Origin of the sequence: Fibrobacter sp., from assembly GCA_024399065.1 — a bacterium.
GTDB lineage: Bacteria > Fibrobacterota > Fibrobacteria > Fibrobacterales > Fibrobacteraceae > Fibrobacter.
Map to the genome: position 1 here is coordinate 34,747 of JAKSIB010000030.1, position 7,760 is coordinate 42,506.

Sequence of the window (7,760 nt, forward strand, 5' to 3'; positions counted from 1 at the left end):
GTTTTTCGCCTATTTTTTTAGATTTGTGAATATGAGTTACGAATGCAAACATCTTAGGAATACTTTTTGCGACAAGCGAAAGAAAGAATGCGACCCAGGTTCCCCGGGATGCGTTCTGCGCGGCCGCTTCGTATTCCCCTTCAGCGAATCCGCACAAGGTAAAGGCAGCGCCCAGCCCGCCGACAAAAAGCAGCGGATCTTTCTAGAAAACGAATACAAGAAGTAAGGTTCGAGGTTCCAGGCTCGAGGTTTCAGGTTTCAGGTTCCAGGCTCCAGGCTCGAGGTTCCAGGCACCAGGTTCCAGATCTAGTGCCAGTAGGTCAGAAAAAAAGCCCGTCGCGAATTGCGAGCGGGCTTTAAATTTTACAGAACTTATTTAATCAAGTATTGCCAAGCAGAACAAGGAACCGAGCGCCCGTAGCGTATAAGAATACGTGAGGGCGCGAGTGACGAGGTTATGCGCAGGCAAGACGCCGATTAACGCAGATTAAATCATGCGCAAGATTTCTTGTGCAGTCTGTTCCGAGAACGTATTGTCCAGAACAAAACGGCGGACTTCCTGCGGATTGATTCGGGCGTATTCGGAAAGAGCGCGGCCAATGCCATTACGAATGTAATAGTCATCGTCCTTGGCGCAGGTCAGGCAGAACTGACGGAGCAAGGGCCAGTCGGTACGATCCTTGTACTGAATCTGGAAAATGATGGCGCTGCGACGAACCCAGACATTGGGGTCGCGAATCCAGGAAGCGATCTTGGTACGGAGTGCCGGAAGACGCAAAGCCAAGTCACCAAGGATACAGGAAGCCAAGGTGTCCACAGTGTCGCGCCATGCACGAGTCTTGATCAACTTCTTGAGGAATGCCAAATGCTGACCGCCCAAAAGAGCGCGGTGGCGGAAGAGATAATCGCAGGCGGCGTACTGAATTTCACGGTACGGCTGAGCCCACATATCTTCCACTCTGGCAACCAATTCGTCGCCATCTTTCGGAGGGTTCTTGTCAAACAAAGGATAAGTAACTTCACGGCGGGGGACCAGTCTGATTCCGAGGAAGTCAAACTGTTCACGAGCCTTCTTAGACATTTCGTGCGCTTCCTCCTCATTGGAGATAGCACGGAGAGCAAGCAATATATCTTGTGTAAAACGAAGCATTGTAGGCCAAAAATAGTCCTAAAAAAAAGAAATTTCTAGACCTTGACAAGCACTTTTTTCAATTTTTTTCAAAATATTTTCACTTTTTTTCGTCAAAAAAATGAAAAATCCCTCTTGACAAGCCCCAAAAAGCCGCGTCCCCGCACCCAGATACAAAAAAAAGACCTGAGATGAACTCAGGTCTTCTTTTACTTTTTAGAGGCAACGATCAGACTCGAACTGATGAATAAGAGTTTTGCAGACTCGCCCCTTACCAACTTGGGTACGTCGCCAAAAGTGAGTCCCAATATAGGTAAAACTTTTCACCTTTTCAAGGGATAGCCCGCAAATTTCATAATTTTATACACGAATTATGAAGATTTGCTCCTGGAAAATCAAAATCGGCGCCACTTTGGCCGCACTCTGGATGCGTAGTTTGCGCATCCGGGTCCACACCCCCGCCGATTTTCGCCCGGGAGTTCTAGGTTTATGGCACCAGGACCTGCTGGCCAGCACCGCAGCCTTCAAGGACAAGGGCGTACACATTCTTGTTTCTGAATCAGGGGACGGGGAATTTTTCGCCCAGGCCGCCCAAAAACTGGGCTACACCGTGACCCGCGGCTCCGACACCCACGGCGCCACCAACGTCCGCCACGTCCTGAAATCCTTGAAAAACGGCACTTTTGTAGGCATGGCCCTCGACGGTCCCCACGGCCCCGACCACCAAGTGAAGCCCGGTTCCGTCTGGCTATCCAAGTCTAGCGGCACTCCCCTATGGCTTTTCGAGTTCAAGTACGGCGCCCATATTAAACTAAAGGGGTGGGATAAGTTCATAATTCCCCTGCCACTGTCAACTATTGACCTAGAAATTAAGTATCTTTGATTTTGCAAAAAATTCAGCCAAAGTAAAGCGTAATAAGATTAAAAAGGATAAAGACAATGATTATGATGCCGCCGAAATTCGTGGCTTTCGACTTGGAAACCACAGGCCTTAACAACCAGAAAGATGAAATCATTGAAATTGGTGCTGTAAAATTTTCCGTCACTACCGAAAAGGGCGTTGTGGTTCCCAAGCTGGAAAAGGAATTCCAGACCTTCGTCAAGCCCAACATGATGATCCCGGCAGAAGCCTCCAGCGTGAACCACATCTACGACAAGGACGTGGAAAACGCCCCCTCCGCAGGCGACGCCATCAAGGCATTCACTGCATTCTGCGGACAGTCCTCCATCCTGATTGCTCATAACGCAAACTTCGACGCCAGCTTCCTCCGCGCCGCCTACCAGAAGAACCCCCAGATCATTCCGGGCAACCCCATTGTCGACAGCTTGGCCATCGCAAAGTCCATTCTTCCCGAAGCTAGCTCCCACAAGCTGGGCATTTTGGCTAAGATGTTTGAACGTCGTGGCGAAATCGGCATGAAGATCGAAACTGAAAAGGCTCACCGCGCCGTTTACGACTGCGAAATGCTTATGGAAGTGTTCGTTGCCCTCCTCCGCCGCCGCTTCAAGGAAAAGGACTGGGAAATGGCAACCATCATGAAGAACCTTGAAAAGTACAAGGGCACTGCCCAGTTCTTAAACAAGTAGCTTTTTAAATAACTTTTCCACAATTAAGGGTCTCGCAAGAATTTGCGGGGCCCTAATAATTATAAGGGCTCGGGACGCGTTTTGCATCTCGGGCCCAAATTTATCAACAATTTACAAACATTTGTAAATAGAAAAGACCACCTAGCGGAAGGTTATTCCGTTAGGCGGACTTAAAGTCTAAACTCTACAAGAAAGAATTAGATTCCGAGTTCCTTAGCAACAGCCTGGATACCGCGCTTATTGATGGTGCGGAGACCAGCGTTGGAGATGCGAAGGGTAACCCAACGATCTTCTTCAGGAATGTAGAAGCGCTTCTTCTGAAGGTTCGGCAGCTGCTTCATCAACTTCTTGCGGTTAGAGTGGGAAACCATGTTGCCCACGAGACCGGCTTTGCCGGTAACTTCACAAATGCGGCTCATAATAAAACTCCGTTGTTTATAACGAGAACCAATTTTAGAAAAACTTTATGGTTCCGTCAAGGTTAAATTGTTAATCTTGTAGCGCCTTTGGCACGCTAAACTTGGTAGATTCCACTAATTTTACGAAATTCTCGATTTCTACCCCCTCAAATTTCGCTTTTATCCAGTCTACAACCTCCTGAACCAGCACTTCAGGAGCACTTGCACCGCTGGAAATACCCACCACTTCGTGACCTTCGAACCATTCCGGCTGGAGATCGTTGACCGTATCGATCAAGTGGCTGGGGATACCCTGTTCAAGGCCCAATTCCATCAGACGGCTGGAATTGGAGGAATTCTTGGCACCCACCACCAGAAGCATGTCCACCTTGGAGCAGAGGTCCAGCACGGCGGACTGGCGGTTTCCGGTAGCATAGCAAAGGTCGCCGGCATCGGGACCGATGATATTGGGGAAGCGCTCCTTCAAAGCCCTGATAATTTCACGAGTTTCTGCAACGGACAAGGTGGTCTGGGTAATGTAGGCCAGCTCCTTGTCTGCGGGAACCTGAACCGTGGCAACGTCAGCTTCGTAGCGGACCAGGGAGATGGCGCCTTCCGGCAGCTGTCCCAGGGTACCTTCCACTTCGGCGTGGCCAGCATGGCCAATCATGATGATATGGCGGCCGGCGTTGTAATGACGGGTTGCACTGTAATGGACCTTGAGCACCAGAGGACAAGTGGCGTCCAGCACCTGAAGTCCGCGTTCCTCGGCTTCCTTGTAAATGCGTTCTGCCACACCATGGGCAGAGAAAATCACCACGGAACCAGAGGGAACTTCGCACAAATGATCCACGAAGATAACGCCCTTGTTCTTCAGGGTTTCCACCACGAACTTGTTGTGGACAATTTCGTGACGCACGTAAATCGGGGTTCCAAACTTTTCGATAGCCTTTTCAACGACGTGGATTGCACGGTCTACGCCAGCGCAAAAACCGCGGGGGGTCGCAAGAATCACTTTTTTCATTTTAGCAAATCCTCCAGGAAAAGCAGCAACTGCCGGTAGGAATCAGAAACTTTCAACTTTTGCACAGACAAACATGCCTGGGCTTGGTTTTCGTCCACCAAATCTAGATTTTCAAAATCACTTGCGGAAGCGAGCTGGGCAAGAACACCCTCGCGAACAAGATCTTCCACCATATCTTCGTGGCCAAAGGAATAGGGACCGACGCAAGTGGGCACTTCAGCCTGGATAGGTTCCCAGAAATTATGGACACCGGGCTTGGGGCAGAAGGATCCGCCCACGACAGCCTGCTTGGAACGGGCAAGAATTTCAGAGGTCAGGCCGAACTGGTTTATAAGGGTTACGGCACCCGGGCGGGCCTGAGGCCAGTCCACGGTTTTCACATTGTTCTGCTGAAGTTCGTGACGGAAAATTTCCACTTCCTCCAGACGGCGGGGCATCAGCACCACGGACTTGTTGCGAAGTTTGCAGTTACGGACGATTTCCCACAAGGATTCCCACTCCGCAAAATGGACGGAAAGCATGGCTACGTCGACATCCTTTGCAGAAGCGCACGCATGAGAAGCCGCGCCACCCAAAACCCAGGGCAAGATTTTCCAATCGCCACCGATGCCGGGATTGAACTTAGGGCGACCCGCAGCGGCGACAATTCTTTCCTGATCCGCCAGAGTCTGCATGCAGGCAAAACCCAGAGCAGAGAAATCCGTTCCCGGGAAAGCCCTGCGGAAACGGCCTGACACCAAAGCCACGGAAGGCTTAAGGGAAGTGCGGGACATGGTGGAAAGGTAACCCGGCCACAATTCGTTTTCAGCCAGGATCAAAGCAACGGGCTGAACATTTCGAACAAACTTTGACATGGACATGGGCGAATCCGCAGGAGCCATAGCCACATCAACCACACCGGCACCACGGTCTTCCAAATAAGGAACCACTTCAATTTTCTGGGTGGTGATCAAAAGCTTGGGACAATGGGGAATATCGCGACGGAGAAGTTTTGCAAGGTCCAGCAGCATCTTGCATTCACCAAGGCTTGCCCCGTGAAGCCAAATGTACGGGCCCTTAGGCCAAGGTCCATCCAGACGTTCGTTCAGATGATATTTATGATCCAAGGGGGAAACGGTCGCCACAGTTTTCGCCACGGCGCCCAGGGCAAAACGACCCACATCCAAAATCGTACGAATACCAATCATAGGAACTTACGCAAAAGAATTAATGCAAAGAAGGCGCAAAGCCAAATCCAGGTGGACTTATCGGACTTGAAAGATTCTACGAAAGATCGGGCGGGGCCACGGTGGCATTCATGCTTCGGAGCAATCCAGGGAACGAAGGCCGGGGTCACGGATTTCCAGGCACGCCATTCGTCCTGAAAACGATTTTCAAGGAAGGAATCTTCCATGCGGGAAAGGACAAACTCATACACCACGAGGACCGCAGAAATTAGCGCGGTTTCCCAGGCAAAGCCCAAGTGGATAAGGGCAAAGGAAATTCCCACGCCGGTGTTGGACAAGTAAAGGGGGTGGCGGATTTTGGAATAGACGCCCCAGGTCACGAGACGGTCCGCGGCGTGTTCAGAACCGCGAGTATGTTCACCGATGGAACGACGGGCCTGAATTCGAAGCAGCACCGAAAGGAGGAAAAGAGTTTCAGCCAAGACAAAGGGAGCCCACAGCATAAAGTAATAGAAGGAGCCTGTGGACTGATCCAGCGTTTGCTTGGAAGGAAAACCCACACCAGGCATGGCCAGCAAAAGAATTGCCAAGAGGCCAAGAATGTAGCCTCGGAATTTATAGAGGTTATTCACGGGAGCCTCCATTACTGCCGACGCATCCGCCGGCGTAAGCAGACGCGCCACCAAAGCGGACCACGTTGAAACGAGATTCCAGTTCAGGAGTAAGTACGTCGTGGCTTACAATGACAGTCCATTTGTCCAGAGCCGCGGCGCACTCCAGGAATTCAGAGAGCAGAGGTTCGCGGGCGGCAAGAGCGACGGATGCGAAAGGTTCATCCAGAAGGATGGTTTTGCTGGAGGACGCGAGTGCCCAAAGGAGCGCGACCTTGGCGCGTTCACCACCGGAGAGGGCAGGCTTTTCGAGAAGAGGCTGCAGGTTCGCAAAATTCAAGAAGCGGGAAACGGCTGAACTTTTCGCAAAAGAATCCGCCGCGTCACATTTCGATTCCAGCAATTGCAGCAAAAGTTTACGAGGAGGAAGTTCCAAATCCTGGGCAACAAAGAAAACATCCCCAAGAGCGTTCGGAACAGCGCCATCATTTACTGAAGTTTCACCGACGCCCCATTGCTCAAGGCCAGCAAGCAACCGCAAGAAGGTAGACTTCCCTGCCCCATTTTCACCACGCACCAGCACAGGTTTTTCGTGAGACCAGGAGGCACTGAAATTTTCAAAGACCGGAGCTTCGCTTCCGTCATATTTGAAGGACTGATTCTGAATGGAGACACCCTTGTCAGCGTCGTTGTTCGCACCGCGTGCAACCTGAGATGAACCGCGCGCGACATCCCCTTTCTTGGGCATTTCCTCAAAGGATTTCAAAACGTCCAGTGCACTCAACACAGAACGGAACTGGGGCATCACGCGGGCACATTCCTTCACAGGTTTGTAACTCAGCAAAACCGCAGAGCAGAACAGCACCAAGTCCGCTCCAGCCATCAAACCTTTGCTAATCAGAATTGCGCAGAAACTCAGCACAAAAACCATGGCCAAAACAGAAACCGCTTCCGTCACCAGGGACAATCCGTTTTTTTGCACAGAGGTTCGCAGGCCATCATCGCGGAGTTTGCGCACCGACATCAGCAAATCATCGGAAACAGCCTTGCGTTCAGAAGCGGAACTCCACTGACGGAAAAGGCGGCGGGCCAAATTCAAGTCGCCGCGGAAATCGGAACGTTCGCGAAGCAGGGATTCTTCGGCAGGGCCCAACTTGTGAAGCTTGCGCTGCAGCAAACTGACGAAGGGCACCACGAACACAAAAAGGAACAAAGTCAACTGCCAAGATATATATAACAGGACCGGCAGGAAAACCACCAACTGCAAAACCGCCTGCACCGCCTGGAAAAGCACCGCGCCATTATTCTGCAGAACCACCGTGGATTCGTAAGCGGCCTCCACCTGGCGTTCCCCTTCCGCCGTATGGAACACCCGGGGGGCTAAGTTCCGGAGGCCATGAAGGAACCAGGCATTCACCCGGCCGCTGGTATTGTACAGCCAGCCCTCGGAAGTTTTCGTCTTTAAATAAAGGGAAACCAGGCGGATCACCGTCAGCAAGACCATCAAGCCAATCCAAATCGGAAGGCTTAACGCGGGGTGAGCGACAGGGGCCCCCGCCGCATTTTCACCTGCGGCACCTCCGCCGGAAACGATATCCATGAAGGCGCGAATCCCCCAGAGAACGGCCGCGTCAGCCCCGCTGGCCAGCAAGGCCAGGGGGAAAAAGCGCAAAATTCCGCCTAAAAAGGATTTTTTTAACCATTTTCGCAGGGACATCAAGGCAAATGTAATTTTTTTTGATTAAGCACCCTTTACAAAATTACAAAGCATACCTATATTTGGCCTACCTTACGCCTCCATCGTCTAGTGGCCCAGGACTCGGGATTTTCATTCCCGCAACAGCG

General features: G+C 51.4%; 9 protein-coding genes and 1 tRNA gene. 3 read left to right on the forward strand and 7 right to left on the reverse strand.

The genetic code is table 11. The features are described 5' to 3' along the window. The first annotated feature begins 31 nt into the window (after nt 1-31). A complete protein-coding gene (locus MJZ25_12760; protein MCQ2125044.1) occupies nt 32-226 on the forward strand; it encodes a hypothetical protein in 195 nt (64 codons plus the stop codon). A 261-nt stretch (nt 227-487) separates the two neighbouring features. Here the strand turns inward: MJZ25_12760 and MJZ25_12765 are convergent, their stop codons facing one another. Together MJZ25_12765 and MJZ25_12770 are read right to left on the reverse strand one after the other, a co-directional pair. After that, on the reverse strand, nt 488-1,081 hold the full coding sequence (locus tag MJZ25_12765; protein MCQ2125045.1) for a DNA alkylation repair protein: 594 nt from the start codon (nt 1,079-1,081) through the stop codon (nt 488-490). Nucleotides 1,082-1,349: 268 nt separating this feature from the next. After that, nucleotides 1,350-1,422 (reverse strand) — tRNA-Cys (locus MJZ25_12770). Nucleotides 1,423-1,502: 80 nt separating this feature from the next. Between MJZ25_12770 and MJZ25_12775 the strand changes: the two genes are divergently transcribed. Next, nucleotides 1,503-2,012: a DUF374 domain-containing protein gene (locus tag MJZ25_12775; protein ID MCQ2125046.1), complete on the forward strand. Its 510-nt coding sequence runs from the start codon at nt 1,503-1,505 to the stop codon at nt 2,010-2,012. Between the two features lie 56 nt (nt 2,013-2,068). Continuing rightward, on the forward strand, nt 2,069-2,716 hold the full coding sequence (locus MJZ25_12780; GenBank protein ID MCQ2125047.1) for a 3'-5' exonuclease: 648 nt from the start codon (nt 2,069-2,071) through the stop codon (nt 2,714-2,716). Between the two features lie 197 nt (nt 2,717-2,913). Here MJZ25_12780 and rpmB read toward each other — a convergent pair whose 3' ends face one another. The 5 genes from rpmB to MJZ25_12805 form a co-directional block, all read right to left on the reverse strand. Continuing rightward, nucleotides 2,914-3,135, reverse strand: coding sequence for a 50S ribosomal protein L28 (gene rpmB, locus MJZ25_12785; GenBank protein MCQ2125048.1), 222 nt, complete (start codon nt 3,133-3,135; stop codon nt 2,914-2,916). 70 nt (nt 3,136-3,205) lie between these two features. Further along, the gene (ispH, locus tag MJZ25_12790; GenBank protein ID MCQ2125049.1) at nt 3,206-4,138 is read right to left on the reverse strand and encodes a 4-hydroxy-3-methylbut-2-enyl diphosphate reductase; all 933 of its coding nucleotides are present in this window, start codon (nt 4,136-4,138) and stop codon (nt 3,206-3,208) included. Beyond that, nucleotides 4,135-5,325 (reverse strand): 3-deoxy-D-manno-octulosonic acid transferase, encoded by a 1,191-nt coding sequence (locus MJZ25_12795; protein ID MCQ2125050.1) that lies wholly within the window; start codon nt 5,323-5,325, stop codon nt 4,135-4,137. Before MJZ25_12795 ends, ispH begins: the two co-directional genes overlap by 4 nt. Then, complete coding sequence (locus tag MJZ25_12800; GenBank protein MCQ2125051.1) at nt 5,322-5,936, reverse strand: ABC transporter permease; 615 nt, start codon at nt 5,934-5,936, stop codon at nt 5,322-5,324. Before MJZ25_12800 ends, MJZ25_12795 begins: the two co-directional genes overlap by 4 nt. Continuing rightward, on the reverse strand, nt 5,929-7,632 hold the full coding sequence (locus MJZ25_12805) for an ATP-binding cassette domain-containing protein (GenBank protein ID MCQ2125052.1): 1,704 nt from the start codon (nt 7,630-7,632) through the stop codon (nt 5,929-5,931). Before MJZ25_12805 ends, MJZ25_12800 begins: the two co-directional genes overlap by 8 nt. Nucleotides 7,633-7,760 lie beyond the last annotated feature (128 nt).

Coding starts and splice junctions, on each gene's coding strand:
- MJZ25_12760 (MCQ2125044.1), top strand. CDS start 32: ATGAGTTACGAATGCAAACATCTTAGGAATACTTTTTGCGACAAGCGA.
- MJZ25_12765 (MCQ2125045.1), bottom strand. CDS start 1,081: ATGTCTAAGAAGGCTCGTGAACAGTTTGACTTCCTCGGAATCAGACTG.
- MJZ25_12775 (MCQ2125046.1), top strand. CDS start 1,503: ATGAAGATTTGCTCCTGGAAAATCAAAATCGGCGCCACTTTGGCCGCA.
- MJZ25_12780 (MCQ2125047.1), top strand. CDS start 2,069: ATGATTATGATGCCGCCGAAATTCGTGGCTTTCGACTTGGAAACCACA.
- rpmB (MCQ2125048.1), bottom strand. CDS start 3,135: ATGAGCCGCATTTGTGAAGTTACCGGCAAAGCCGGTCTCGTGGGCAAC.
- ispH (MCQ2125049.1), bottom strand. CDS start 4,138: ATGAAAAAAGTGATTCTTGCGACCCCCCGCGGTTTTTGCGCTGGCGTA.
- MJZ25_12795 (MCQ2125050.1), bottom strand. CDS start 5,325: ATGATTGGTATTCGTACGATTTTGGATGTGGGTCGTTTTGCCCTGGGC.
- MJZ25_12805 (MCQ2125052.1), bottom strand. CDS start 7,632: ATGTCCCTGCGAAAATGGTTAAAAAAATCCTTTTTAGGCGGAATTTTG.